Source organism: Roseibium aggregatum, from assembly GCF_014692675.1.
GTDB lineage: Bacteria > Pseudomonadota > Alphaproteobacteria > Rhizobiales > Stappiaceae > Roseibium > Roseibium aggregatum_C.
Map to the genome: position 1 here is coordinate 119,964 of NZ_JABFCZ010000014.1, position 25,989 is coordinate 145,952.

Here is a 25,989-nt window from a genome sequence, read left to right on the forward strand (position 1 = left end):
CGCGACCCGGGCGATGCTCGCCGAGTTCTGGTATTACTTCTCGCAGAACAAGGGCGCGGTGATCGGCCTGGTGATCTTCGTTCTCCTGGTGCTGATGGCGGTCTTCGCGCCGCTGATCGCGCCGCACGATCCGGATTTCCAGTATCGCGACAGTTTCCTTGCGCCGCCGTTCTGGGAAGAGGGCGGCAAGGCGGCCTTCCTGCTCGGGACCGATGCGGTCGGCCGCGATATCCTTTCCCGGCTTATCTTCGGTGCACGGTTTTCGCTGTTCATCGGTTTGGTCGTGGTCACGATCGCGCTGACCGGCGGCATCGTCATCGGCCTGGTCGCAGGGTACATGCGCGGTGCGGTCGATACGCTGATCATGCGGGTGATGGACATCATCCTGTCCTTCCCGTCGCTGCTGCTCGCACTGGTTCTGGTGGCGATCCTCGGGCCCGGCCTGACGAACGCGATGATCGCAATCGCCATCGTGTTGCAGCCGCATTTCGTCCGCCTGACCCGTGCGGCGGTTCTGTCCGAGCGCAACCGCGACTATGTGGTCGCCGCCCGGGTCGCCGGTGCCGGACATCTCAGGCTGATGTTCAAGACCATCCTGCCGAACTGCCTTGCGCCGCTGATCGTGCAGGCAACCTTGTCCTTCTCCAACGCGATCCTGGATGCGGCCGCCCTTGGTTTCCTCGGCATGGGCGCGCAGCCGCCGACGCCGGAATGGGGCACGATGCTGGCCGAGGCGCGCGAATTCATCCTGCGTGCCTGGTGGGTGGTGACCTTCCCGGGCCTTGCGATCCTGATCACGGTGCTTGCCATCAACCTGGTCGGCGACGGCCTGCGCGATGCGCTCGATCCGAAGCTGAAGAGGAGCTGAGCCGATGCCGCTTCTTGAAATCCGCAACCTGAAGGTCGAGTTCGACACCGCCAAAGGACCGTTCAAAGCGCTCGACGGCATCGACTACACGGTCGATGCGGGAGAGGTGCTTGCCATCGTCGGCGAATCCGGCTCCGGCAAGTCGGTTGCCATGCTGGCGACCATGGGACTGCTGCCGGACAGCGCGACGATCACCGCCGACAAGATGGAGTTCGAGGGCCGGGACTTGAGAACCCTGTCGGCGAAGGAACGGCGCAAGGTGATCGGCAAGGACATCTCCATGATCTTCCAGGAACCGATCGCCAGCCTCAATCCGTGTTTCACGGTCGGCTTCCAGCTCGGCGAAACGCTGAAGGTCCATACCGACCTGAACGGCAGGCAGCGCAAGGAACGGGTGCTCGAGCTGTTGCGCGCGGTCGGCATTCCCGATCCGGAAGGGCGCCTTGGCGCCTTCCCGCACCAGATGTCCGGCGGTCAGTGCCAGCGCGTCATGATCGCCATGGCGATCGCCTGTCAGCCCAAGCTTCTGATCGCCGACGAGCCGACAACGGCACTCGACGTGACCATCCAGAAGCAGATCCTCGATCTCCTGGTGAAGCTGCAGCAGGACAGCGGCATGGGGCTGATCATGATCACCCACGACATGGGGGTCGTGGCGGAGACGGCGGACCGGGTGATCGTCCAGTACAAGGGGCGCAAGATGGAAGAGGCGGACGTGCTGAGCCTGTTCGAAAATCCGCAGCATTCCTACACACGCGCGCTTCTGTCGGCGCTGCCGGAAAATGCGACCGGCGACCGTCTGCCGACGGTGAGTGACTATGCAGAGGCAGGAGGCTTCCAATGAGCGAACCCATCCTGAAAGTCCGCGATCTCTACCGGACCTACGACATTGCCGGCGGCCTGTTCCGCAAGGCGACCACGCTGACCGCGGTCAAGGGCGTGAGCTTCGACGTGGAACGCGGCTCGACGCTGGCGGTGGTCGGGGAAAGCGGCTGCGGCAAGTCCACGCTCGCACGCATGCTGACCATGATCGATGCCCAGTCTTCCGGAACGATCGAGATCGACGGTCTGCCGATCGATATTTCGAAGACCGGGATTTCGAAGGACATGCGCCAGAAGGTGCAGATCGTGTTCCAGAACCCCTACGGCTCGCTTAACCCGCGCCAGAAAATCGGCGACGTTCTGGAAGAACCGCTTTTGCTGAACACGGACATGGGTGCCGCCGAGCGGCGCGACATGGCCTTGGAAATGCTGCAGAAGGTGGGCCTCCAGCCGGAACATTACGGCCGCTATCCGCACATGTTCTCCGGCGGCCAGCGCCAGCGCATCGCCATTGCCCGGGCGATCATGATGAAGCCCAAGCTCCTGGTGCTTGACGAGCCGGTGTCTGCGCTCGACCTTTCCGTCCAGGCGCAGATCCTGAACCTCCTGGCCGACCTTCAGGACGAAATGGGCCTCACTTACGTCTTCATCAGCCACGACCTGTCGGTGGTGCGCTACATCGCCGACAAGGTGATGGTGATGTACTTCGGCGAGGTGGTGGAATACGGCACCCGGGACGAGGTGTTCGACAACCCGCAGCACGACTACACCAAGACGCTGTTCGCGGCGACACCGCGCGCCGACGTGGAGAGCATCCGGAAACGGCTGGCGGCGAAAGCGGCCTGAGCTCTTCGAACGTTCCGTTCACCCCGCTTCGTGCGGGGTGAATTTTTCCCGGCAATCCGTTCTCAAGGTCGGCCGAGTTGCAGGAGCGCGACCAGAATGAATGCCGCTCCGGTTAATCCTAGCGATGCTCGGGCGGCGAACTCCAGGGTGCGCCCGTTCCTCATTATGACACTCGCCAGGCCCAGGCGCGCCAGGGCCGCAACAACTGCAACGACCGCCAGCACGAATGCGACGCCGATCAGGATCATCGCGGCAAAGGTCACTCCGGCCGAAGGCACGCCATGGGCACTTGCGTAGCTCATCACGAAAACGGTGAGCGGGCAGGGGATCAGGCCAGCGAAGACGCCGAAGAGCGGGCCCTCCCGATGCCGGCGATCGCTTCGAGGCCGGATCGCCGAAACAAGCAGCCAGATGCCGATCAGCCCGATCATTCCCCGGCTGAGATCCTCCAGAACCCGTGCGCGTCCGGCATCGCCGAACGCAATCGACAGAACCGGCAGCGCCAGGAGAACGATCAGAACGGACATCCCGATATGGGTCGCGGCCAGGATCATGGCCGTCCTGAGTGCAGACCGCAGTCTGGCGCCGCTGCCGGCAACGAACGCGGCAAGCAGCGTTTTGGAGTGGCCGGGCGTCAGCGCATGGGCGGCGCCGAAAACAATGCCCAGCGGCAGGAAGGCCAAAAGCGCGTGCCAGTCCCCTCCCTCGGCATAAACCCTGAGCATCAACGTCATTTCGGCCGATATGTGGCGCTGGACCTCGACGAGCGAACGCCAGACGCTCATCAGGAGAGCGGTCGCTTCAGTCAGCATGATTTTTCATGGCTTTGAGCGCTCCAGCCGGAGAAAAAGCACCGGTACGATCTTATGCGCCTGGTAAGGTGATGTTGCTGCGATTTGATCAATCTCATAGCACCTAAGCCTGATTTGAGAAATTCTGAGCACAGTAATCCGGGAGTCCGGCATGCCCTTTACGGCGGAAGAATTCTTTGGCGTCTTCGCGGCATACAATGGCGCGATCTGGCCATTTCAGATCGTCACCTACGGGGCCGGCCTGATCGTCGTCTTGCTGATATGGCGGCCATCGCGGGGATCCGACCTCGCCATACTCCTGATGCTTGCGGCCATGTGGGCCGTCAACGGTATCGGCTATCAGTATCTCTTTTTCTCGCCGGTCAATCCGGTTGCCAAGGGCTTCGCGGCCGTCTTTGTCGTCGAGGCTCTGCTGCTGGCCGCCTTGCCTCTGCTTCTGCGCGAGTGGCCAAACCTCACCCTGAAACAGGGGCGTGTCGGCTGGATCGCGTTGGTCCTGATCCTTTATGCGCTGATCGGCTATCCGGTTCTTGGATATCTCGCCGGTCACCGCTATCCGGCCGTGCCGATGTTCGGCGTTGCGCCCTGTCCCACCGCGATCTTCACCATTGGCGTCCTCCTGCTTGGCGAGTGGAAAGTCTGCCGCTGGCTGTTGATCCTTCCAGTGGTCTGGGCGGCCATCGGCGGGTCTGCTGCGGTCCTGCTGTCCGTCCCCCAGGATTACGGCCTGCTCGTTGCCGGGTTAATCGTCGTGGCCCTCGCATTGACCAGGCGCCGTCTTCGAAACGGGTGATTTCAGCGCAGGTGAGACCGGCCTTCGGGCCAGTGCCCGTGGAGATCGTCGATCACCACAGGGTGCACATGGTCTTTGGCGCCGTGTTCTTTCAGATGCGGATGATCCGGCGGCAGATCCGGATGCGTGTGCGGCAACGCTGCCGGCTCCTTCGAGGGCCAGAACCACAAGGCACCCGCGACGCCGAGTGTGGCCAGTCCTCCCATCAGGAGAAAGGTGGTGTTAAAACCCATGGCGGCTCCGAAACGGCCCGCCAGCGGATAGGCGATCAACCAGCAGGCATGGCTGAGCGCGAATTGGGCGGCAAAGAGAGCAGGGCGGTCCTCCGGATGCGCGGACCTGCGAAGCAGTCGTCCGGATGGGGTCTGCGTCAGGCTGTAGCCGAAGCCGAGGACCAGCCACAAAGCCATCAATTCCGCAAAAGAGGTAACGAATGGTCCGGTGAATGTTCCGGCAGCGAGAAGCGCCGCGCCTGCGATCATCGGAGGCCGGTCTGGAATACGGTCGAGCAACCGGGGCAGAAGCAGAGCCGCGGCCATGGAACCGCCCCCGAAGGCAGCCAAGGCGAGCGCGACCTGGGTTTCCCCGAGACCAAGATTTGCCTGGACAATAACGACTGTATTGACGATCACCATGGCGCCTGCCGCGGAGACCGAGAGGTTCAAGGCGAGCAAACCCCTCAGGCGCGGGGTGGCAAGATAGATGCGGATGCCGCGCGTCGTCCGGTCCCAGATGCCGCGTGGAACGGACGGCTTCGGCGATGGCAGGGTTACGGAGACGACCAGTGCCGCCGAGGCCAGGAAACCGATCACGGTCCCACCGAACAGCACAGGAAAGCTGACCACGGTCAGCAAGGCCGCCGCGAGCATGGGCGAGAGCAGGTTTTCCAGGTCATAGGCCAGCCGGGAGAGCGACAAGGCGCGGGTGTAGTCGGCCTCGTCGGGCAGCACGTCCGGAATGGTCGCCTGGAATGTGGGCGTGAAACCTGCCGAAGCCGCCTGCAAAAGGAAGATCAGGAGGTAGATTTGCCAAACCTCCGTGATGAACGGCAGCGCAACTGCGATGGTCGCGCGGATCAGGTCAAGAGTGACCAGCATCGCCCGACGGGGCACCCGGTCGGCAAAGGCGGAGGCGATCGGCGCGAGCGTGACATAGGCAATCATCTTGATCGCCAGTGCCGTTCCCAGCACCAGCCCGGCCTTGTCGCCTGCGATCTTCCAGGCGAGCAGGCCAAGCGCGACGGTCGCAAGGCCGGTGCCGATCAGCGCAATCACCTGTGCCGCGAATAGGTGCCTGTAGGTGCGATGGGCAAGGACGGCCAGCATGAAAACCTCAAAGAAGTTTCGCGAGCGCCCGCATTTCGGCGAGGTCCTGCTCGCCGCCATGACCGAGACAATGATCGATGTGGTCGTGGATCAGCGTCCGTTTTGCTGCCGTGAGGGCCTTTTCGACCGCCTGGAGCTGGATGGCGATGTCGCCGCACGGCTTGCCTTCCTCGATCATCTCGATGACATGACGCAGGTGTCCGTCGGCGCGTTTCAGGCGCTTGATCAGGCCCGGGTGACTTGCATGTTGGTGAACTTCTGTCATAGAAGGTTTGTATCCCCCCTAGGGGGATAGTGCAAGATCCCCCCTAGGGGGATAGATCATGATCGTTGGTTCACGGCCACCGGCATGTCCGGAAAGAAAAAGATGACTGGCAGTATTCTGTTGCAAAGAGCATGGAGTATCCGGCCCGCGGTCGTTCTGACCGTGGTCCTGGCGCTCGCGCTGTCGCAGGTCATTGTCAGTCTGACACATGCCCCCTCGGCCTCGAACGACCTCGTTTCGATCGCCCAGCAAGGGCACTCCCACGGCGACGGCCTTACCGAGACAATCTCCGGACACGATGCCGCCGATCATGAGCATCAGCTCAATGCGCTCATCAACCCGGCGGCCAAAGATATGGCCCCGGCGAACAATCGACTTTCCAGCTTCAACGATCGTGATTGGGAAGGACTTGTCCGGGACGGGCCTCAGCGTCCACCGAAGTCCGTCTGAACAGCACCGTTCGAAGCGCGCTTGCGCGCGCTGAATTCCTGTTCAGAAAGAGGTCTTCACAGTCATGAAAATCTGTTCGCGTACAGCCTGTGGCCGGCAGGGCGGGGGGCGTCTGGCTGCCCTTGCTCTTGCCGTTTCGGGACTGACGCTTCTTTTGGCCGACAAGGCCCTTGCCCATGCTGTCACGCTCGGTGACAAGGGGTATATCCAGGAGGTTAGCGGGGTTCACATCATCCCGTTTCTCTATCTCGGCGCCAAGCACATGGTGACGGGATACGATCACATCCTGTTCCTGTTCGGCGTCATCTTCTTCCTTTACGGGATGAAGCAGATCGGCACATACGTCTCGCTGTTTGCCATCGGCCATTCGACGACCATGCTGGCCGGTGTCTATTTCGACTTTGGGATCAATAGCTACATCATCGACGCCATCATCGGATTCTCGGTGGTTTATAAGGCGTTGGACAATCTCGGCGCCTTCCGGGCCTGGTTCGGCTTTCAGCCGAGCACCAAGACCGCCACGCTGATCTTCGGGTTTCTGCACGGTTTCGGCCTTGCATCGAAGATCATCGATTACCGGATCTCGCCCGACGGGCTCCTGCCGAACCTGATCTCCTTCAATGTCGGCGTTGAAATCGGTCAGCTCCTGGCGCTTGCCGCCATCCTGGTCGTGATGAACCGCTGGAGGGCTACTCCTTCCTTCGCGCGCCAGGCCTACGCCGCAAATGTCCTGATGATGACCGCCGGTTTCGCCCTGATGGGCTTTCAGATCGCCGGTTATGTCGTTGCCTGAATTCCGGAGACTTCCGATGAGCCATCAATTCGACACACAAAACCGCCCAGTCCCCCCACACCACAGCAAGATGAATACAAGCAAAAGGGCAGGAAAAGCGCATATCGACGGGATCGAGGCAAGTTCGGGGAGCTTGCTGGTTTCCACGCTCGGCTCGGCCGCGGTCGCAGGCGCCATTCTGGTCTTCGCCTGGCTTCCGGCCGAATACGGCATCGATCCGACCGGCGTCGGGCGGATGCTGGGCCTGACAAAGATGGGCGAGATCAAACAGCAGCTTTACGCTGAGGTGGCGGCAGAAGACATAGCCGCTGCGGCTGCCGGCCGGAACACCGCGCCTGTGCCGTCGGCCGATCCGCAATTGGTCCGCCGGCTGGACTCGATTGAAAAACAGCTTGCGAGCATCACCTTGATGCTGTTGGCGGATCCGCAGGCGCGCGCACGGGTGCCGGCAACCCAATCCGCTCCGGCGTCAGATTCAGCATCCGGGGCGGAAGCCGCTGCGGTTCCGGTTCCCGCTCCGGCACCCTCTGCTGCAAACGCCGGGGCCGAGCCTGCGTCTGCCGCATGGCGCAACGAGGTCAGTTACACGTTGGCTCCCGGCCAGGGCGTCGAGGTCAAGCTCGTGATGGACGAAGGGGCAGTCGCCGAATTCGAATGGACCGCGAACGGTTCAATCCTCAATCACGACACCCACGGCGATGGAGGCGGCCAGAATATCACTTACGAACGCGGCCGCAGCGTCCCGGGACAGCAGGGACGCCTGACCGCGGCGTTCACGGGCAACCACGGCTGGTTCTGGCGAAACCGGACCAATGAACCGGTAACCTTCGATCTCCGCACCCGCGGCGACTATTCGAAGTTGATCGCGCCCTGAAAGGACGTGCCCCGGCGGCGGAAAGGCCGTTGGGGCACCGCCCAGGATATTATTTCGCTCCGCGCCAAAATTGCGGCGCTGGTTTCACAGTCAACTTGGAAAGCATCCGGAAACGGCCGGCGGCGAAAGCGGCCTGAGCGATCGGAAATCTGATCGGCGTCATTCCGGACAAGTGAGGCGCAGCCGAGCGCTGATCCGGGATCCAGAAGTCAGCCGCGGGTGAGCGCGTCCCAAGCTCTATTGAAAGCGGTGCTCGCTGTCGCTCGCTCTGTCATCTGGATCCCAGATCGGCACGCAGCGTTGCTGCGCTGGTCTGGGATGACGCCCTACGGGCGGGCGCTCAGGATTTTACAATTCCAGAAGGCGAGAAGGGAGAAGTGCGGGCGTTCTTGATGCGCCCGTAAATCTGCTGAGTTTTTTCATTGCATCATTTCGATAATTCGCATAATTTCGAAATATGAAAAAGGAACTCGCACTCGACGCGCTGGCAGCGCTTGGGCAGGAAACCCGTCTCGACGTCTTTCGCCTGCTGGTGAAAGCCGGAAAAGAAGGCATGCCGGCGGGTGCCATATCGGATGCGCTCGATGTGCGGCCGAATACCCTGTCGACGCATCTGGGCGTCCTGTCCCGCTCCGGCCTCGTGCACGCCGAGCGGGACGGGCGCTCGATCCTGTACCGGGCGGATCTCGCCGCGATGGGAGATCTGGTGACCTATCTGCTGCAGGACTGCTGCGGCGGCCGTCCGGAACTCTGCGCGCCCGTCTTGTCCTGCCTTGAACCCGCGTCGAAAGCCGAGGCGTAACGTCCTTCTTTCACGGGTCCGGATCCCGGGCCCCGGATCATCCTGTCCGGTCAATGATGAAATCCCGCCCCAAGCCCGGCGGCTCCTTGATCGAGGCGAACCGTTGTTTAGGAGACTGCGACATGGCAACTGCCGATGAAACGCCGCTTGGCGTGTTCGAGCGCTATCTTTCCCTCTGGGTGGCCCTGTGCATTGCTGCAGGTGTCGCGCTCGGTCTGGCCGTTCCGGGCCTCTTCTCGGCGATTGCCGGTCTGGAATATGCCAGCGTCAATCTTGTGGTGGCCGTGTTCATCTGGGTGATGATCTATCCGATGATGGTCAATGTGGACTTCGCTTCGTTGAAGGATGTCGGCAAGAAGCCCAAGGGCCTGTGCATCACGCTCGTGGTCAATTGGCTGATCAAGCCGTTCACCATGGCCGCCCTCGGCATCCTGTTCTTTGAGTTCCTGTTCGCCGGCATCGTCGATCCGCAGAACGCGAAGGAATATATCGCGGGCATGATCCTGCTCGGCGTCGCGCCTTGCACCGCCATGGTGTTCGTCTGGAGCCAGCTGGTCCGGGGGGACGCGAACTACACGCTGGTGCAGGTCTCCATCAACGACATCGTCATGGTGTTCGCTTTCGCGCCGATCGCGGCTCTGCTTCTGGGCGTGACCGATATCATCGTGCCCTGGGAAACCCTGTTCTTGTCCGTTATCCTTTACGTGGTCATTCCGCTGGCGGCCGGATACGTGACCCGGCGGTCGCTGGACAGGACGGGGCATCATGAACGCATTGCCCAGTTCACGGCGCGGGTAAAGCCGTTCTCCGTCATGGGGCTGCTGGCGACCGTTGTTCTTCTGTTCGGGTTCCAGGCACAGACCATCGTCGACAAGCCGATGGTCATCGCCCTGATTGCGATTCCGCTGCTGGTCCAGAGCTACGGCATCTTTGCGATTGCCTATGCCTGGGGTTACCTGTGGCGGGTGCCGTTCTCGACGGCGGCGCCGGCCGCGCTGATCGGTACGTCGAATTTCTTCGAACTGGCGGTAGCGGTTGCCATCAGCCTGTTCGGCCTGAACTCAGGCGCGGCGCTTGCGACCGTGGTCGGCGTTCTGGTGGAGGTCCCGGTGATGCTGTCCCTGGTTGCCTTCGCCAACCGGACGCGCAGCCATTTTGCCTGAGCGGCGGAGGTTATCCGGCCCAGTCGACACCTGCGATCAGGGCCGCGGCCTGGCGGTGGAGATAGTGCATAAGTTCGCCGGCCTTGCCGATCGCCTGCTGTTCCTCGCCGGCGGCGATCGCCTGCATCAGCTCAAGATGCGCCCATGCGGCCGCGTCGAGGTCGCTGTCGGCGAAATAGCGGAACCAGAACCGGCGGCTGAGGGTCTGCAAGGGCGCGACCGCCTTTGCGGCGAAGGGGTTGCACGAGGCTCCGGCGACAATTCCGTCAAATGTCTTGTCGAGCCGGTAGAAGGCGGTGAGGTTCTGATCCGAGGCCGCGTCCTTCATCTTTCCCGCACAGTCCTGCAGGGCTGACCGTTCTTCCTTGCTGGCCAGACGGGCTGCGGCTCCGGCCAGCAGCACCTCCAGGCCGTGACGGGCATCGAGCACGCGGGCGAAGTCGCCCGGGTGCAGGTCCGCGATGACGATGCCGAGCCGCGGCCGGATCGAGACCAGGCCTTCCCAGCTTAAGCGCTGGATCGCCTCGCGGATCGGCGTCCGGCCCATTTGCAGGTCCTGGGTCAGCCGGCTTTCGGTGACCGCTTCGCCGGGCTTCATCTTCAGCGTGACAATGGCTTCCTCAAGCTGCCGGTAGGCGGCTTGCGAGAGGCTTTCTTCTTCTCCCATCTGATCTCCGAACCTGATTGGGATGGTGTAGTCTCGATTGATATTTTATTGATATATCAGATGTTGACAAGGGGCTAATGGAGCGGCACGATCCGGATCAATGGATTTCTCGAGGAGAGTGTCATGTGGAAGGGTATTTTTCCGGCGGTCACGACGAAGTTCAACGAAGCGGATGAACTCGACGTAGGCGAAATCGAGCGCTGCTTCGGGCTGCAGTTCGATGCGGGCTGTGACGGCATGATCGTTTGCGGATCGCTCGGTGAGGCGATGGCGCTGGAACCGGAGGAAAAGCTCGAACTTCTGCGGATTGCGAAATCCGCCGCAGGGAGCCGTCCGGTCCTGATGACGGTCTGCGAAAGCTCCACCAAACGTGCGGCCGCGGCGGCGCAGGCGGCAGCTCGGGCCGGCGCCGACGGTCTGATGGTGCTGCCCGGCGTGCCTTACAAGTCCGCGCCTCACGAGACCGTCGCTCATCTGAAGGCGGTGATCAGGGCCGCCGGACTGCCGTCGATGATCTACAACAATCCTGTCGCCTACGGCGTCGACGTCACCCTCGACATGTTCGAGGATCTGGCCGAAGAACCGCTGGTCGTCGCCATGAAGGAATCCACCGACGATATCCGCCGGGTGACCGACGTGATCAACCGGTTCGGCGACCGCTTCGACGTCTTCACCGGTGTCGACAACCTGGCGCTGGAAAGCCTGATGATGGGGGCGGTCGGCTGGGTCGCCGGTCTGGTGGTTGCCTTCCCCAAGGAAACGGTTACCATCTACAAGCTGGTGCAGGCCGGCCGCGTTGCGGAAGCGCTCGAGATCTACCGCTGGTTCCGGCCGCTGCTCGATCTCGATGTCTCCACCAATCTGGTGCAGAACATCAAGCTGGCGGAGGTCCACGCCATCGGCTCCAGCGACCGCTGCCGCGCGCCGCGCATGGCGCTCTCCGGTGCCGAGCGGGAACGAGTCGAGGCGGTGATCAAATCGGCTCTTGAAAAGAGACCGCAACTCCCTCTTCTTTAGCCGCATGAAAAAACCTCATGTTCATATCGTCGGCGCCGGGATCGTCGGCCTTGCGACCGCCTGCATCCTTGTGGAGCGGGGCTGCAAGGTCACGATCATCGACCGGGAAGGACCGGCAGCCGGGGCGAGCCAGGGCAATGCCGGCGGCATCGCCTGGACGGATGTTGCCCCGCTTGCGTCTCCAGGTGTGTGGAAGCAGGCGCTGAAGTGGCTGGCCGATCCGCTCGGGCCGCTCACCATCCGTCCGGCCTATGCGCTGAAGATCCTGCCGTGGATGCTGCGCTTTCTGGCCGCGTCCAGCCGGTCGCGGGTTCGGGCAAGCACCGAGGCGCTCGCCGCGCTCAACAGCACGGCCCTGCCGGCGTGGGAGCGGGCCTGGCGGCTGACAGGCACCCATAATCAGGTGCGTTACAACGGCTGCCTGGAAATCTTCGACAACAAAGCAAAGCTTGAAAGCTACCGCAAGACCTGGGCGGAGCAGCGGGACTATGGTGTCGAGGTCACGGAACTCACCGGCGACCAGATCCGCGAGATGGAACCGGAACTGACCGACCGCATTCTCGGCGGCGCCCTGCTGCCGGGCTGGGCGCAGATGGACGATCCGAATAAGCTGTGCCTGTCGCTTGCGGACTGGCTGAAAGCGCAAGGTGTGAGTTTCGAGGTCGCCACGGTCGACGGCGTCTCGGCAAAAGAAGACGGCGCGGAACTCCGCTTCGCCGATGGAAGCGTCCGGTCGTGCGACAAGCTGGTGATCGCCTGCGGTGCCTGGTCGAAAAGGCTCACCGCGCAGCTTGGCGATGCGGTGCCGCTCGACACGGAACGCGGCTACAACATCACCGTACCGGACCCGGGAATTTCCGTGACCCGGTTCATCATGCTGCCCGGCCACGGCTTCGTCCTGTCGCCGCTGGAAACCGGACTGCGGATCGGCGGGGCGGTGGAGTTCGGCGGTCTTGAGTTGCCCGAAAACTGGAAGCGGGTCGATGCCATGATCGCCCGGGCGAAGACGATCTTTCCAAGGCTCGATGCGTCGACCGGCACCCGCTGGATGGGCTTCCGGCCGTCGCTGCCCGACAGCCTGCCGGTGATCGGGCCGTCCTCGGCAAGCGATCACATCGTCTACGGCTTCGGCCATGCCCATCACGGCTTGACGGAGGCGGCGGCGACCGGTGAACTGCTGACGGCGCTTATTCTGGGCGAGAAACCGGCAATCGATCTCTCGCCCTTCCGGGCGACACGTTTTTAGGGGAGACCAGGGTGATGGCGCGGCATACGTTTTTCTGCATCGACGGCCACACCTGCGGCAATCCGGTCCGGCTGGTTGCCGGCGGAGGTCCGCGGATTGAGGCGTCCTCCATGTTCGAACGGCGGCAGAAATTCCTTGCCGACTACGACTGGATCCGCACCGGGCTGATGTTCGAGCCGCGGGGCCACGACATGATGTCGGGCACGATCCTCTATCCGCCGTCCTCCGACGATTACGACGTCGGCGTGCTTTACATCGAGACCACCGGTTGTCTTCCCATGTGCGGCCACGGCACCATCGGCACGGTGACCATGGCGATCGAGGAAGGTCTGCTGACGCCGAAGACGCCGGGTATTGCCCGCCTGGAAACCCCGGCCGGACTGGTGACCGCCGAATACCGGATGGACGGCGAGTATGTGGCGTCCGTCAAGCTGACCAACGTACCGGCGTTCCTGGCGGCGGAGGGACTGGAAATCGACTGTCCGGAGTTCGGCCGGCTCACCTTCGATGTGGCCTATGGCGGCAATTTCTATGCGATCATCGAGCCGCAGGCGAATTTCCCGGGTGTCGGCAAGGTGCCGGTCGATCAGCTGGTGGCGGTGAGCCCGAAACTCCGTGTGGCTCTCAACGAGGCCTTCGACATGCGCCACCCGGAAAATCCCGAGATCAAGGGCATCACCCATGTCCAGTGGACCGGACCGGCCGAGGACCCGCAAGCCGATGCGCGCAACGCGGTCTTCTACGGCGACAAGGCGATCGACCGAAGCCCCTGCGGCACCGGTACCTCGGCGCGCATGGCGCAGCTTTTCGCCAAGGGTAAACTGAAAGTGGGCGACACATTCGTCCATGAAAGCGTCATCGGCTCGCTCTTCACCGGCGGCGTCAAGCAGGACGTTCTGGTCGGCACGAAGCGCGGCATCATTCCGACCATCGAGGGCTGGGCGGTCAAGACCGGCACCAGCACGATCACGCTTGATGAACGCGATCCCTACATGACCGGATTTTCGGTCACGGGCACCGGTGTGAAACGCTATCCGCGGCCGTAGGGCGCGAACCTTCCGCTGCGGTTTTCTGTATCTCACTATACGTAAAGAAACAGCGGCAGGTTGCCCTGCCGCTGTCCTAACTTAAAAAATACCCTAAAGTAAGGTTTTCCCCGGAGGTTGAAACTTCCATGTAATTTATACCAAATCGGCACTACTTCTGATAGCTATCAGAATTGTTAGGGTTGCGGATGGGTTGTGTGCGATGGTCGACATTGGGAAGGTAATCGAAGAAATTCAGCGCTCCGCTTCGTCGGCCGAGGCTTTCAGGATTTTTTGCAAAGCCGTCGAGCAATACGGCTACGACAAGGTCTGTTTCACCCTGATGACCGACCACCCGGCGTTGGGGCTGCAGGCCTTCCACGGATTTGCCACGAGCTATCCGGACGACTGGATGAGCCATTACATGGCTCAGGACTATTATTCCTTCGATCCCGTGGTCTATCGGTGTTTCCAGAGCCCGGCGCCGTTTTTCTGGGACGATGCGGTGGCCGCGCAAAGTCGCGATCCGGCCAAGGATGACAAAACGCTTCTCACGTCGAAAAAGCTCATGAACGAGGCCGGCGATGCCGGTCTGGCCGACGGAATAGGTGTGCCGTTCGTGAGTATGTCCGGCGAGCTGTCGGCCGTCGGGCTGTCCCGGGACCGGCCGGTAACCGAACGCAATTATCACGAGCTGGCCGAAGTGGCGCTGCTCGGCAATGCGTTCCACGACAAGTTCCTGAGCTTTTATGCAAGCCCGACGGTGCCGCGCATGACCGACCGGGAACGGGATGTCCTGGCCTGGTCCGCGGAAGGCAAGACGGATGCGGAAATCGCGATCATTCTAGGGGTTTCCGCCGCCACCGTCCGGTTCCACTGGAACAACATCTTCAAGAAGATGCAGGTTTCCAGCAAGGTGCTGGCCACCTGCATGGCCATCCGCCTCGGGATCATCAGCGTCCAGAAGCCGGCCGCGTGACGCTGCGCCTCCGGTTCGGCTGACGTTATTTGGGTGGGCAGGCAGCATCGCCGGCGCGGCCCGCGGGGGCGCCGCCGACCAGCACATCGGCGGATCCGCCCGCAACGCAGTTTTCGGCAGGGGCGGCAAAGCGCACAGCGGGCTCACCTTCGACAAGGAACCCCGGCACGATTTCGAACATGCCTTCCGGACAGTTCGCCACATCCGACTGCCTCAGCATCGGCCTTCCGTTGATGAAGACCGAAGATGCTCCGCTTGCCGCACAGGCGGGCAGGTTTACCGTCTGGGCCTGCAGGGGCAGCGGCACCGCGACGGACAGGAACAACGACAGGCTGATCAGCATCTTCATCCGGTTTCTATGACAGAAAGCAGGCTGCCGGGGAAGCGTCCCGACTGGTGGATGCCTGTTCCGGCTCGCAGCCAATGCCAGGAAAATAGATTTTCACCAAACCGATTTTCGCTCCCCCATAGCCACTTTAACGAAATCGCGCTATGCACGGACCGAACGAGAACGAAACGGGAATCAGTTGATGGCGTGGTCGCCGGAACAGGACAAGGCGCTGACGGAAACGGCAAGCTGGCTGAAGCGCGGCGACCGGCAGGTGTTCCGCCTGTTCGGCTATGCAGGCACCGGCAAGACCACACTCGCGCGCCATCTGGCCGAAGGCATTGACGGCGACGTCTGTTTCGGCGCCTTCACCGGCAAGGCGGCCCATGTGCTGCGCCAGAAGGGCTGCGCGGATGCGGGTACGATCCACTCGCTGATCTACCGCCCGCGCGCCGCCAAGGAGGAAGAGGACACGGACGACGACGAGGAGGATGCCGGCCCGCAATTCGCCATCAAGCGCGACAGCGCGGCGGCGACCGCCAAGCTGATCGTCATCGACGAATGCTCCATGGTGGACGAGGAACTGGGCAAGGATCTGCTCTCGTTCGGCACGCCGGTGCTGGTGCTCGGCGATCCGGCGCAATTGCCGCCGGTCAAGGGTGGCGGCTATTTCACCGAGGCCGAGCCGGACGTGATGCTGACGGAGGTTCACCGCCAGGCCCAGGACAATCCGATCGTGCGCATGTCCATGGACATCCGCGAGGGTGGCAAGCTCGATTACGGGGACTACGGCGAAAGCCGGGTCATTCACCGGCGCGACATCGACAAGGATCAGATCCTGGCGACCGACCAGGTGCTGGTCGGCACCAACAAGACACGGCGGCTCTACAATGGCCGCATCCGCGAGTTGAAGGATTTCACCACGCCGATGCCCGCCGTCGGCGACAAGCTGGTGTGTCTTCGCAACGACAAGACCAAGGGCCTCCTGAATGGCGGGTTGTGGACCGTCAAGCGCCTGCGCACGCCGCAGGGCAACACGCTTCGTTTCGACGTCATCCCTGAGGACGATATCGGGGCGAAGCAGGTGGTGAAGGTCAAGGTGCTGCCGGCCATGTTCGAGGACGGGGCCGAACAGATCCCTTACGCGATCCGGCGCAAGGCGGACGAGTTCGACTACGGCTATGCGCTGACCGTGCACAAGGCGCAAGGGTCCCAGTGGGACGACGTGGTGCTGTTCGACGAAAGCTGGGCCTTCCGCGAACACAAGGACCGCTGGCTTTACACGGCGGTGACCCGCGCGGCGGAACGCATCACCGTGGTGCGGTGACACGCTTTCGTTCGTAATCATCATAAGGTGATCGTAAGCAGGCCAAGTCTGCTTGACCTAACGGCAGAAACCGTGATGCTGTCGCGCAAGCAAAAGGGGCACGCGTGCAGCAATCCGACGCCAAGGCCGATCTGGAACATCTGCTCTCCCGCATTTCGAAGGGAGACCGAGCCGCGTTCCAGGCCCTCTATTCCGCAACCAGCGCGAAACTTTTCGGCATCGTTCTCCGTATCTTGAAAGAACGGGACAGCGCATCGGAAGTTCTTCAGGAAACCTACCTGAAGATCTGGCGGAACGCGGACCGGTATGAAGCTGCGAGCGGGCGGCCGGTCACATGGATGGCGGCCATTGCCCGCAATACGGCAATCGATGCCCTGCGCCAGCGGCGTGAGCGGACACTGGATGCGTCCGAAGACGGAGACGATCCTCTGGAGCGGATTGCGGACGAGCGATACGCCCGCGTCGATCCTGTCCACCGGGAAACCCTTCGGGGCTGTCTCGGCGAGCTGGAGGAGGCGCTGCGCGGCTGCGTTGTTCAGGCCTATTGCGATGGTTATTCTTGCGAAGAGCTGGCCAGGGCCTACGACATGCCGCAGGCGACGATCAAAACCTGGCTGAGGCGCGGCCTGATGCGCCTGAAAGAGTGTATGGACCGCGAATGACAGATCAAACGCCCTTGCCTGAGGATCTGGAAGGTCTGGCAGGCGAATATGTTCTTGGAACGCTCGACCCCAACGAGCGGGCCGAGGCGGAGCGTTTGCTTGCGGCCCATCCGGGATTCGCGGAAGCCGTCCGCCGCTGGGAGGACCGTCTGTCTCCACTGTCCGATACCACTGCACCGGAAGTGCCGCCCGATCTTGTCTGGCGCAATCTCGAGGCGTCCCTTGACAGGGAAGCCTCCGCACCTGCTGAAGGAGCGACCGGCGCGGAGGTGATCGATCTCACCCGGCGCCTCGCCTTCTGGCGCGGGACGGCGGTGGCCGCCGGGGCGTTGGCGGCCGGACTGGCGGGCTTCGTCTTGTTTTCCGGACTTGCGGAGCGGGTTTTCAACCCGACCGCCGGCCAGCGTTATGTGGCTGTGGTCAATCGCGGGGGCGAACTGCCGGCCCTGATCGTGTCCGTCGACCCGGCGGACGGCGTGGTCAAGGTGCGCAGCCTTGCCGCCGAGCAGCCGCAGGGCAAGAGCCTGGAAGTCTGGTACGTGGCCGATGGCGCGGAAGCGCCGGTCTCGCTCGGTCTGGTCGATGCCAAGGCGTCGACGACCTCGCTGCACCCGACACGACGCGCGGATTATGCCCGCAAGGGGTCGGCGATCGCGATCAGCGTGGAGCCGGAAGGCGGGTCACCGACCGGTCTGCCGACCGGGCCCGTCGTCTACTCCGGCAAACTCGTCAAGGCGGAGTGAGCGCACAATTTCCGATCCGGGTCGGGCATGAAAAAACCCGGCCGAAAAATCGGCCGGGCTTTCGATGGGGCGCGTGTGCGTGGGTCAGCTTGCCGGAAGCAGAACGGTGTCGATCACGTGAATGACGCCGTTGGACTGATCGACGTCCGGGATGGTGACATGGGCCACGTCGCCCTGTCCGTCCACGATCGCGATCTTGCCGTCCATCATCTTCGCGGTGAAGACGCAGCCGCCGACGGTTTTCACCTTATGCGCGCCGCCGTCATCGGCGATCATGGACTTGATCGCATCCGACATGGCGTCGGCCGCCACAACGTGGCAGGTCAGGATCTTGGTCAGCTTGTCCTTGTTCTCCGGCTTCAGCAGCATGTCGACCGTGCCTGCGGGAAGTTTCGCGAAGGCCTCGTTGGTGGGGGCGAATACGGTGAAGGGACCCTTGCCTTCGAGCGTCTTGACCAGGCCGGCAGCCTTGACGGCAGCAACCAGCGTGGTGTGGTCGGCGGAATTGACCGCGTTTTCAACAATGTTCTTCGACGGGTACATCGGCGCGCCGCCGACCTCAACGGTCTTTTCGGCAAGCGCCGGCAGGGCGGCAATCCCCATGATCGATGCGGCAACGGTTGCGCGGGCGATGGATTTCAGTGAAAGGGTCATTGTCTTCTCCTCTGTTTTCGATTGCGCGTTTCGGCAATCGGAGGCAGTTACGGAGAGGGTCGGGAAAAAGTTTCAGGCTAGGCGAAAAAAATCCGGGGCCGGCTGGTCGATTTCTTCGTGGATCACGGATTCCGTCTCTTTATCGCCGTCATCGGCGGCACTATCGTCGCCAGCCCTGACATATCTCGGGAAAGGTCAAGATGTCCGACGTGTCCGCAAGCCCCGCCAATCCTGCTGCTGCAAACCTGCAGGCGACAAGTGCCGAAACCGCGTTGCGCATTGCGCGCCGGATCGCCGACGAGATCGCCTGTCAGCCGGCGCAGGTCAATGCGGTGGTGACGATGCTCGACGAGGGCTCGACGGTTCCCTTCATCGCCCGTTACCGCAAGGAGGCAACCGGAGGCCTCGACGACACGCAATTGCGCAAGCTGGAAGAGCGGCTGATCTATCTGCGCGAGCTGGAAGACCGGCGCGCCGCGATCGTGAAATCGATCGATGAGCAAGGCAAACTGACCGACGAGCTGGCAGCCTCCATCGCCGCCGCCGATACCAAGGCGACACTGGAAGACCTTTATCTGCCCTACAAGAAGAAGCGCCGCACCAAGGCGCAGATCGCCCGCGAGGCCGGACTGGAGCCGCTGGCGGATCTGCTTCTCGGCGATCCGATGAAGGACCCGGAAGCGGAAGCCGCCGGTTATATCGATGCGGACAAGGGTGTCGAGGACACAAAGGCCGCGCTCGACGGCGCGCGCCAGATCCTGATGGAACGGTTTGCGGAAAATGCCGAGCTGGTCGGACGTCTGCGCTCCTATGTCAGTGAGCGCGGCGTGGTGCAGTCGAAACTGATCGACGGCATGGGCGAAAAGGGCGCAAAATTCGCCGACTATTTCGACTATTCCGAGCCCCTGTCGAAGATCCCGAGCCACCGGGCGCTGGCGCTGTTCCGCGGCCGCAACGAAGGCGTGCTGTCGGTCGACCTGACCGTCGATGCGGATGATGTCTCGCCGGTGAAGCCAGCGGAGAAAATGGTCGCCGACACCTACGGCATTGCAGACAGGGGGCGTCCGGCCGACAAGTGGCTGATGGATGTCGCACGCTGGGCCTGGAAGGTGAAGCTCGCGCTTCACATCGAACTCGACCTGATGGGCGACCTGCGTGAGAAGGCCGAGGAGGAAGCGATCCAGGTTTTTGCGCGAAACCTGAAGGACCTGCTGTTGGCGGCGCCCGCCGGCGCCAAGTCGACGCTGGGTCTCGATCCGGGAATCCGCACCGGGGTCAAGGTCGCGGTCGTGGACGAGACCGGCAAGCTCACCGACACGGCAACCATCTATCCGTTCCAGCCTAGGAACGATGTGACCGGCAGCCGCGCTGCGCTGCTGGCGCTGATCGCGAAACACAAGGTCGGGCTGATTGCCATCGGCAACGGCACGGCGAGCCGGGAGACCGACCGCCTCGCCGCCGATGTGCTGGCCGATATTCCGCCGGCGAGCCGCCCGGTGAAGGTGATCGTCAATGAGGCCGGGGCTTCCGTTTATTCCGCGTCCGAACTGGCGGCGAAGGAAATGCCGGATGTGGACGTTTCCCTGCGCGGCGCGGCTTCCATTGCCCGCCGCCTGCAGGACCCGCTCGCCGAACTGGTGAAGATCGAGCCGAAGTCCATCGGTGTCGGCCAGTATCAGCATGACGTCAACCAGACAAAGCTGGCGCGTGCGCTCGATGCGGTGGTGGAAGATGCCGTGAATGCCGTCGGCGTCGATCTGAACACGGCATCGCCGGCGCTGCTCACCCGGATTTCCGGTCTGTCCGACAGCCTCGCCAAGGCGGTGGTGGAACATCGAGATTCCATCGGCCGCTTTACCAGCCGCAAGCAGTTGAAGGACGTGCCGCGGCTCGGGGCAAAGGCGTTCGAACTCTGCGCCGGGTTCCTGCGCATCAATGACGGCGAGGATCCGCTGGATGCTTCTTCCGTTCATCCGGAAGCCTATCCGCTCGCCAAGCGCATCGTGAAGGCCTGCGGCCGGGACGTGCGCCAGATCATGGGTGACAGCGGGTTGCTGCGCGGTCTCGACCCGAAGGAGTTCACCGACGATCGTTTCGGCCTGCCTACGGTGAAGGACATCATTTCCGAACTGGAGAAGCCGGGCCGTGACCCGCGTCCGGAATTCAAGACCGCCGCCCTTCAGGACGGGGTTGAGGAAATCTCCGACCTGAAACCGGGCATGAAGCTGGAGGGCACGGTGACCAACGTCACCAATTTCGGCGCCTTCGTCGATGTCGGCGTGCACCAGGACGGACTTGTGCATGTGTCCCAACTGGCCGACCGCTTCGTCGACGACCCGCACAAGGTGGTCAAGGCCGGCGATATCGTGAAGGTGACGATCCTGGAGGTGGACGTGCCGCGCAAGCGCATCTCCATGACCATGAAATCCCAGGCCGATTATCAGGGACAGAGGGAACGCCAGACCGAGCGCGGCCGCGACGACCGCAGGGGCGGGGGACGGCCGGACCGCTCAGGCCCGGGCGGACGCGGTCCGAAGCCCGGCGGCAACGCTCCGCGCGGAAACGGGCCGCGTGGCGAGTCCGGCGGCGGCAACAACGCCATGGCCGCGGCTCTTGCGGCGGCGATGAACAAACGCGGAAAGTAGGGGCGCCGAAAGACTACGGCGTACCGATCTCCGGATTCTTCAACACAAAGAAAAACCGCCTGATGCTGCCTGCATCGGGCGGTTTTCAATTCTGCCGTAAGACGGTGCCGGGCCGGGACCCGGGCTGGCGTCTTATTTCCGGCCCTTGGCGGACTGCTTGCGCGAAGCCTGATCCGCGCCACCGCGCTGGGACGGCGAATAGGAGACAACGCCCAGCAGGGTGGAGCCGAGGATTTGTGCCAGATAGGTCATGGCGTTTCCTAACCTGTGGTTCGATCTGTGGTTTTCGGGAGGCGGTTGCCTAAATAGTTGGCCGCTTGCCCGGTATATGGGCGTCCATTGCTTTTCAATCAAACGAATTGTACTTATGTGATCGATCAAAAAAAATGAACTTAACAAATCAGGCCTGCCGACATGGAAAATGGACCCAGACAAGGCGCACGGCTGATCGACCTGGACCTCTATCGGACCTTCTTCATAATCGCGGAAACCTCAAGTTTTACAAAGGCTTCCGAACTGATCGGGCGCACGCCGTCAGCGGTGTCGATGCAGATCAAGAAACTGGAAACCATATTGGGGGTTGCGGTTTTTTCACGGGAGGGTCGCGCTGTACGCATGACTCCCGAGGGCGAAGCGCTGCTTGGATATGCCCGTCGTATCCTGAAATTGAACGAGGAAGCCGTGAGCCTGTTCCGTTCACCCTCCGTGGAGGGCGAAGTCCGGTTCGGTGCGCCGTCGGATTTCGGCACCCGGTTCCTGCCCAATTTCCTGTCCCGATTCGCCCGATCCCACCCGGGGGTCAACGTGGACGTGAACCTGGACGGCAGTCCGGGGCTTGCCCGGAAAATGAGGAACGACGAACTCGATCTCGTTCTCTATACTGCCCGTCCGGACAGCGAACTGCTGAAGCAAGGGGAAATTGTCTTCACCGAGCCGCTGATCTGGGTCGGGCTTGAGGGCGGCGTTGCCTGTGAGCGCGATCCCGTGCCGCTGGCGGTCTCCACCTCCGGCTGCCCCTGGCGGCGGGCGGCAAGGCTTGCCCTCGACAAGGCGGAAAAGCCCTACCGGATTTCCTATACGAGCTTTCACAGCGCCGGCCAGGAAGCGGCCCTTCTGGCCGATCTCGCCGTTGCGCCGTTCCCGGCAAGCGTGGTCGAGCCGCCGCTTCAGGCGCTCGACGAGCGCCACGGCCTGCCGGATATCGGCAACTACCACATCATCCTGGCGCAGAACCCGCACGCGGGCAAAGCAACGCACGCCTTCGCCGACCACGTGAAGGAGTGTTTCCGGGAAATGGCGCTGGGCATGAGTGCGACGGCGGGATAACGGAACGCCTGTTGCAGGTTTACTGCGCCAGGCCCAGGCTTTCCAGATGAGCGATCGAGGCCGGAATGCCGGCAGCGTCGCGCAGCTCGACGATCAGTCGGGGCTCGCTGGTCAGATTGTTAAGCGCCTCGAACACCGCAGGCCAGTTGACCGTGCCCTGGCCGAGCGTCCAGTGCCGGTCGGCATAGCCGTCGGCATCCTGCAGGTGGACGTGGCGCAGCCGGTTGCCGGCCGCCTTGACGTAATAGTCGACGGGCGGCGCGCCGGTCGAGCCGTGGGCATAGTGGGCGTGGCCGGTGTCGATCGAGACGGCGACCGCATCCGAGCCGAAGCCGTTGGCAAGGCGGATCCGGTCGTAAGGGTCCTTGTCCTCGATGTTCTCGATCACCAGTTCGCAACCGATCTCTTCGGCCCGTTTGACCGCGTCCTTCATGGTCAGGTGGCAGAGTTCGACCAGCCGCTCGCGGCCGTTCGGATAGTTGTCGAGATTGTTGTAGCTCCAGGTGGTGAAGGGGCTGTGCACGACCATATGGGTGCCGCCGAGCGCCTCACAGACGTCGAGACCCTGCAGCAGGCGCTTGCGGACCACGGCGCGGACCTCCGGATCCATGGTGTCGACCGCAAAACCCCAGAAGGGCCCGTGAATGCCGACCCGGCCCCGATGTCCGTCCAAAAGCCGCTTCGCCTCGTCGACGGCCGATTGCCAGTCGCCGTTGAGCACGTCGGCGTAAACGAAATCCTGCAGCTCCAGATCCCGGTGCTTGTCGAGCATCAGGGGGCGGTGGATTTCAAGGTCTTTCAGCGTCATTGCCGCGCCGACGACGGGAAGGTCTGTCATGAGGGTGCCTGTGTCCGGGAAACGATATTTTCGGTTCCCCGGCTCTTAGGCCGGCTCGTTGACAACCGTGCGACAGCGCGACGTGTTTTGCTCAGTATCCCCGCTGCCGGTCGACGCTTTCGGGAATGGTGCCGGTTGCCAGAAAGGCGCCGATGTTTTGGGCGACGATCCGCGACGCCGTCGCCGGGATCGTCGGTGCGGTGATATGGGGCAGGACCGTTACGCCCGGATGGGACCAGTAGGGGTGATCCTCGGGCAGGGGTTCGGTCACGAAGACATCGAGCACCGCATGGTCGAGGCGGCCACTGTCCAGGGCGGCGAGCAGGGCCTCGTCGTCGACGATCGGGCCGCGGGCGAAATTGATCAGCGAAGCACCGTCCGGCAGAAGGCTCAGGGCCTCCGCACCGATCATGCCGCGGGTTTCGGCTGTCAGCGGCATGAGCAGAACCAGAATATCCGACTTTGAAAGGACAGTTTTCAGGCCGTCCGTGCCGTGGTGGGTTTCCACCCCGACGAAGCTCTTTTCCGTCCGGCTCCAGCCGCAGACGGAAAATCCGTGATCGCGCAGGCGGGCGAGCGCCTGGCTGCCCAGCTTGCCGAGGCCGAGAATGCCGACGGTGCGTTCTTCCGGCAGCTTCAGGGGATGTTCCAGCCAGACCCGGTCGCGCTGCTGGCGGGCATAACGGGGCATGTTCCGGTGCAGGTAAAGGGTCCAGGCAAGGACGGCTTCCGACATGGTCTCGGCCATCTGCGGGTCGGTCAGGCGCACGATGCGCGGACCGTCTTCGGGGAGTTCCAAAACCAGACGCTCCACCCCGGCCCACAGGCTCTGCACCCATTTCAGGTTCGGCAGCGAGGCAACATCCTTCGGGTCGGGATTGGCGACGATGGCAACTTCCGCGGCCGTTCGCTCGGCTTCAGACAATTCATCGAGGGGCTTGAGGACCGCGATATCCTCAAGTGCGGCCGGCAGGTGCCGGTACCAGAGTGCCAGTTCGTCTTCCTGGGCGCGGAGGATCATGGGGACGACCGGCTTCATGATGCGAAGATCCCTTTGGTGTCCTTGAAACCCTTGACCTCGATCGGGTTGCCGGACGGATCGCGGAAGAACATCGTGCTTTGTTCGCCGGGCTCGCCCTTGAAACGGACGGTCGGCGGGATCACGAATTCGATGCCTGCCTTCTCCAGCTTTTCGGCAAGCGCGGTCCAGCTTTCCATGTCCAGGATGACGCCGAGATGGGGCATCGGCACCATGTGGTCGCCGACCTTGCCGGTATCGGCGGTTTCGAACGGCGTGCCCCTGTGCAGGGAGATCTGGTGGCCGAAGAAATCGAAGTCCACCCAGGCGTCGGTGCTGCGGCCTTCACGGCATCCGAGAAGACCGCCGTAGAAGGCGCGGGCCTCGTTCAGATCGGTCACATGATAGGCAAGGTGAAAACAGGACTGCAATTTTTTCTCCTGGGATGGGTGTCCGGATATTTTCCGCAGACGTGGGTCGGAGGTGAGGGGCTGTCTGTTACTGATAGCCGCTTTTCGATGCGATGACAGCCCCGGGCATTTTGGATGCTGAAGCGAAGGTTGGTTTCCAGGGGAATGCCGGCTCAGGGTGAGCGGCCTGGGTTGATGGTAAAAACGATCCGGAAACCCATCCGGCGGTCGCGAAAATCCTACGATGAAAGGTCCGGATCGTCGCCTTTCAAACTAGATGAAGCAGGTTACTATTCGAGTGTCCCGTTTTCGGACAGTTTTAGGCCTGATCTGGATGTATGTTTTCATGATTTTATATGTATTACTTTTAGAACATATAGAGTTTCTCTGGAAATAACCATAATTCGCGTAATTTCGAAAAACGGTGGCAGAGATATTTCGCCTATCCCATAAAATGCTATTGTAAATATTAACGATGGGTATCGATTTTCCCTTCAGAAGAGGGCTGATTTGGACCTGGTGACGCGGGTCTGTCAGCGGGAGCCGGGCAGATCCGCGGAAACAGTACTCGTATGCCATTTGAGATAGGGTCTTCGGCGCTGATGCAGACAAGATCAAAAAATACCCGCGTGGACGATGCCTATGATCGTCTGAAATTCGAGATCACGCATTCCAAGCTGCCCCCCGGTTCCCAGGCTCCGGAGCCCGATATTGCCGAGAGGCTTGGCATGAGCCGGACGCCGGTTCGCGAGGCGCTGATACGCCTGGAAGCGGACGGACTGGTTAATCTCGTGCCCCGGCGTGGCGTCCGGGTTCTTGGCGTGACGGTGCAGGACCTCGTGGAGGTCTACGACATACTCAGCGCTCTGGAACCTATCGCCATCTCGAATCTTGCCGGCCGGACGATTGCATCCAAAGACCTGGAAAAGCTTGAAGACCTGATCCGGGACATGGACCTGGCTCTCTCGCAAAACGACCTTGACGGCTGGGCGCAGGCCGAAGACGGGTTTTACCGGCTGCTTCTTGCATTGAGCGAGAACCGGCGCCTGGAAAAGATCGTGCTCGGCCTGCATGATCAGATCCGGCGCGGGGGCATGGTTCTTCTGCGGCTGCGTGGTGTTCCCGTGGCAACGGTCCAGAACTACCGGGATTTGCTTGCGGCCATTGTCAGCGGCGACGGATCGGGCGCATACAAACAGTCGCACTCCTGCCGGCAGAAGACGCTGGAGATCTTTTGCGAGCTGTTCCGGACGAGCCAGCTGTCGCAGATCTAGAGCCTGACCCTGGAGCC

General features: G+C 62.3%; 28 protein-coding genes. 19 read left to right on the forward strand and 9 right to left on the reverse strand.

All coding sequences use genetic code 11. The annotated features are described in order from the left end of the window. Window positions 1-13 precede the first annotated feature (13 nt). From HK439_RS13960 to HK439_RS13970, 3 genes are read left to right on the forward strand one after another with little or no spacing between them, the layout of a single operon-like run. Window positions 14-868: an ABC transporter permease subunit gene (locus HK439_RS13960; RefSeq protein ID WP_190292168.1), complete on the forward strand. Its 855-nt coding sequence runs from the start codon at window positions 14-16 to the stop codon at window positions 866-868. Between the two features lie 4 nt (window positions 869-872). Further along, the gene (locus tag HK439_RS13965; RefSeq protein ID WP_190292123.1) at window positions 873-1,712 is read left to right on the forward strand and encodes an ABC transporter ATP-binding protein; all 840 of its coding nucleotides are present in this window, start codon (window positions 873-875) and stop codon (window positions 1,710-1,712) included. Beyond that, entirely contained in the window at window positions 1,709-2,536 is an 828-nt protein-coding gene (locus tag HK439_RS13970) for a dipeptide ABC transporter ATP-binding protein (RefSeq protein ID WP_190292124.1), read from the forward strand. The genes HK439_RS13965 and HK439_RS13970 overlap by 4 nt, the downstream gene beginning before the upstream one ends. Window positions 2,537-2,598: 62 nt before the next feature. Here the strand turns inward: HK439_RS13970 and HK439_RS13975 are convergent, their stop codons facing one another. Beyond that, on the reverse strand, window positions 2,599-3,348 hold the full coding sequence (locus HK439_RS13975) for a sulfite exporter TauE/SafE family protein (RefSeq protein WP_235987878.1): 750 nt from the start codon (window positions 3,346-3,348) through the stop codon (window positions 2,599-2,601). Between the two features lie 151 nt (window positions 3,349-3,499). Here HK439_RS13975 and HK439_RS13980 point away from each other — a divergent pair, with 151 nt between their 5' ends. Beyond that, window positions 3,500-4,141: a DUF6064 family protein gene (locus HK439_RS13980; RefSeq protein ID WP_190292125.1), complete on the forward strand. Its 642-nt coding sequence runs from the start codon at window positions 3,500-3,502 to the stop codon at window positions 4,139-4,141. 2 nt (window positions 4,142-4,143) lie between these two features. Here HK439_RS13980 and HK439_RS13985 read toward each other — a convergent pair whose 3' ends face one another. Both HK439_RS13985 and HK439_RS13990 read right to left on the reverse strand, forming a co-directional pair. Next, window positions 4,144-5,466 (reverse strand): MFS transporter, encoded by a 1,323-nt coding sequence (locus HK439_RS13985; RefSeq protein WP_190292126.1) that lies wholly within the window; start codon window positions 5,464-5,466, stop codon window positions 4,144-4,146. Between the two features lie 7 nt (window positions 5,467-5,473). Next, on the reverse strand, window positions 5,474-5,731 hold the full coding sequence (locus tag HK439_RS13990; RefSeq protein WP_190292127.1) for a metal-sensing transcriptional repressor: 258 nt from the start codon (window positions 5,729-5,731) through the stop codon (window positions 5,474-5,476). Between the two features lie 102 nt (window positions 5,732-5,833). Here HK439_RS13990 and HK439_RS13995 point away from each other — a divergent pair, with 102 nt between their 5' ends. The 5 genes from HK439_RS13995 (at window position 5,834) to arsB (ending at window position 9,813) form a co-directional block, all read left to right on the forward strand. Beyond that, complete coding sequence (locus HK439_RS13995; protein ID WP_190292128.1) at window positions 5,834-6,181, forward strand: hypothetical protein; 348 nt, start codon at window positions 5,834-5,836, stop codon at window positions 6,179-6,181. A gap of 64 nt (window positions 6,182-6,245) precedes the next feature. Further along, complete coding sequence (locus tag HK439_RS14000) at window positions 6,246-6,974, forward strand: HupE/UreJ family protein (protein WP_190292129.1); 729 nt, start codon at window positions 6,246-6,248, stop codon at window positions 6,972-6,974. A 70-nt stretch (window positions 6,975-7,044) separates the two neighbouring features. Then, complete coding sequence (locus HK439_RS14005; RefSeq protein WP_190292130.1) at window positions 7,045-7,848, forward strand: hypothetical protein; 804 nt, start codon at window positions 7,045-7,047, stop codon at window positions 7,846-7,848. A gap of 457 nt (window positions 7,849-8,305) precedes the next feature. Next, the gene (locus HK439_RS14010) at window positions 8,306-8,650 is read left to right on the forward strand and encodes an ArsR/SmtB family transcription factor (protein ID WP_190292131.1); all 345 of its coding nucleotides are present in this window, start codon (window positions 8,306-8,308) and stop codon (window positions 8,648-8,650) included. A 122-nt stretch (window positions 8,651-8,772) separates the two neighbouring features. After that, on the forward strand, window positions 8,773-9,813 hold the full coding sequence (gene arsB, locus HK439_RS14015) for an ACR3 family arsenite efflux transporter (protein WP_190292132.1): 1,041 nt from the start codon (window positions 8,773-8,775) through the stop codon (window positions 9,811-9,813). 10 nt (window positions 9,814-9,823) lie between these two features. Here the strand turns inward: arsB and HK439_RS14020 are convergent, their stop codons facing one another. Continuing rightward, on the reverse strand, window positions 9,824-10,480 hold the full coding sequence (locus HK439_RS14020; protein ID WP_190292133.1) for a GntR family transcriptional regulator: 657 nt from the start codon (window positions 10,478-10,480) through the stop codon (window positions 9,824-9,826). A 123-nt stretch (window positions 10,481-10,603) separates the two neighbouring features. Between HK439_RS14020 and HK439_RS14025 the strand changes: the two genes are divergently transcribed. The 4 genes from HK439_RS14025 to HK439_RS14040 all read left to right on the forward strand — a co-directional run bounded on the left by HK439_RS14025 (window position 10,604) and on the right by HK439_RS14040 (window position 14,747). Beyond that, on the forward strand, window positions 10,604-11,497 hold the full coding sequence (locus HK439_RS14025) for a dihydrodipicolinate synthase family protein (RefSeq protein ID WP_190292134.1): 894 nt from the start codon (window positions 10,604-10,606) through the stop codon (window positions 11,495-11,497). Window positions 11,498-11,501: 4 nt separating this feature from the next. Beyond that, on the forward strand, window positions 11,502-12,743 hold the full coding sequence (locus tag HK439_RS14030) for an NAD(P)/FAD-dependent oxidoreductase (RefSeq protein WP_190292135.1): 1,242 nt from the start codon (window positions 11,502-11,504) through the stop codon (window positions 12,741-12,743). Between the two features lie 14 nt (window positions 12,744-12,757). Beyond that, on the forward strand, window positions 12,758-13,789 hold the full coding sequence (locus tag HK439_RS14035) for a 4-hydroxyproline epimerase (RefSeq protein ID WP_190292136.1): 1,032 nt from the start codon (window positions 12,758-12,760) through the stop codon (window positions 13,787-13,789). 202 nt (window positions 13,790-13,991) lie between these two features. Next, entirely contained in the window at window positions 13,992-14,747 is a 756-nt protein-coding gene (locus HK439_RS14040; protein WP_190292137.1) for a helix-turn-helix transcriptional regulator, read from the forward strand. Between the two features lie 25 nt (window positions 14,748-14,772). Here the strand turns inward: HK439_RS14040 and HK439_RS14045 are convergent, their stop codons facing one another. Next, window positions 14,773-15,096 carry a PAAR domain-containing protein gene (locus tag HK439_RS14045; protein ID WP_190292138.1) on the reverse strand — a complete coding sequence of 108 codons (324 nt, stop codon included), beginning with the start codon at window positions 15,094-15,096 and terminating at the stop codon, window positions 14,773-14,775. Window positions 15,097-15,277: 181 nt separating this feature from the next. On the opposite strand from HK439_RS14045, the gene HK439_RS14050 reads away from it, so the two are divergent. The 3 genes from HK439_RS14050 (at window position 15,278) to HK439_RS14060 (ending at window position 17,807) form a co-directional block, all read left to right on the forward strand. After that, window positions 15,278-16,402 carry an ATP-dependent DNA helicase gene (locus HK439_RS14050; RefSeq protein WP_190292139.1) on the forward strand — a complete coding sequence of 375 codons (1,125 nt, stop codon included), beginning with the start codon at window positions 15,278-15,280 and terminating at the stop codon, window positions 16,400-16,402. Between the two features lie 104 nt (window positions 16,403-16,506). Continuing rightward, window positions 16,507-17,064 (forward strand): sigma-70 family RNA polymerase sigma factor, encoded by a 558-nt coding sequence (locus HK439_RS14055; RefSeq protein ID WP_190292140.1) that lies wholly within the window; start codon window positions 16,507-16,509, stop codon window positions 17,062-17,064. Further along, window positions 17,061-17,807 carry an anti-sigma factor gene (locus tag HK439_RS14060; RefSeq protein ID WP_190292141.1) on the forward strand — a complete coding sequence of 249 codons (747 nt, stop codon included), beginning with the start codon at window positions 17,061-17,063 and terminating at the stop codon, window positions 17,805-17,807. Before HK439_RS14055 ends, HK439_RS14060 begins: the two co-directional genes overlap by 4 nt. Window positions 17,808-17,891: 84 nt before the next feature. On the opposite strand, the gene HK439_RS14065 is transcribed toward HK439_RS14060, so the two are convergent. Next, a complete protein-coding gene (locus HK439_RS14065) occupies window positions 17,892-18,461 on the reverse strand; it encodes a fasciclin domain-containing protein (RefSeq protein WP_209011806.1) in 570 nt (189 codons plus the stop codon). A 200-nt stretch (window positions 18,462-18,661) separates the two neighbouring features. On the opposite strand from HK439_RS14065, the gene HK439_RS14070 reads away from it, so the two are divergent. Next, complete coding sequence (locus HK439_RS14070) at window positions 18,662-21,106, forward strand: Tex family protein (RefSeq protein ID WP_190292142.1); 2,445 nt, start codon at window positions 18,662-18,664, stop codon at window positions 21,104-21,106. A gap of 414 nt (window positions 21,107-21,520) precedes the next feature. Then, window positions 21,521-22,432 (forward strand): LysR family transcriptional regulator, encoded by a 912-nt coding sequence (locus tag HK439_RS14075; protein ID WP_190292143.1) that lies wholly within the window; start codon window positions 21,521-21,523, stop codon window positions 22,430-22,432. 19 nt (window positions 22,433-22,451) lie between these two features. Here the strand turns inward: HK439_RS14075 and HK439_RS14080 are convergent, their stop codons facing one another. The 3 genes from HK439_RS14080 to HK439_RS14090 all read right to left on the reverse strand — a co-directional run bounded on the left by HK439_RS14080 (window position 22,452) and on the right by HK439_RS14090 (window position 24,719). Then, window positions 22,452-23,270, reverse strand: a complete 819-nt coding sequence (locus tag HK439_RS14080) for a sugar phosphate isomerase/epimerase family protein (RefSeq protein ID WP_190292144.1) — start codon at window positions 23,268-23,270, stop codon at window positions 22,452-22,454. Between the two features lie 91 nt (window positions 23,271-23,361). Next, the gene (locus HK439_RS14085; RefSeq protein ID WP_190292145.1) at window positions 23,362-24,309 is read right to left on the reverse strand and encodes a 2-hydroxyacid dehydrogenase; all 948 of its coding nucleotides are present in this window, start codon (window positions 24,307-24,309) and stop codon (window positions 23,362-23,364) included. Continuing rightward, window positions 24,306-24,719, reverse strand: coding sequence for a VOC family protein (locus HK439_RS14090; RefSeq protein WP_190292146.1), 414 nt, complete (start codon window positions 24,717-24,719; stop codon window positions 24,306-24,308). Before HK439_RS14090 ends, HK439_RS14085 begins: the two co-directional genes overlap by 4 nt. Window positions 24,720-25,270: 551 nt before the next feature. On the opposite strand from HK439_RS14090, the gene HK439_RS14095 reads away from it, so the two are divergent. After that, a complete protein-coding gene (locus tag HK439_RS14095; protein WP_190292147.1) occupies window positions 25,271-25,972 on the forward strand; it encodes a GntR family transcriptional regulator in 702 nt (233 codons plus the stop codon). Window positions 25,973-25,989: the final 17 nt, after the last annotated feature.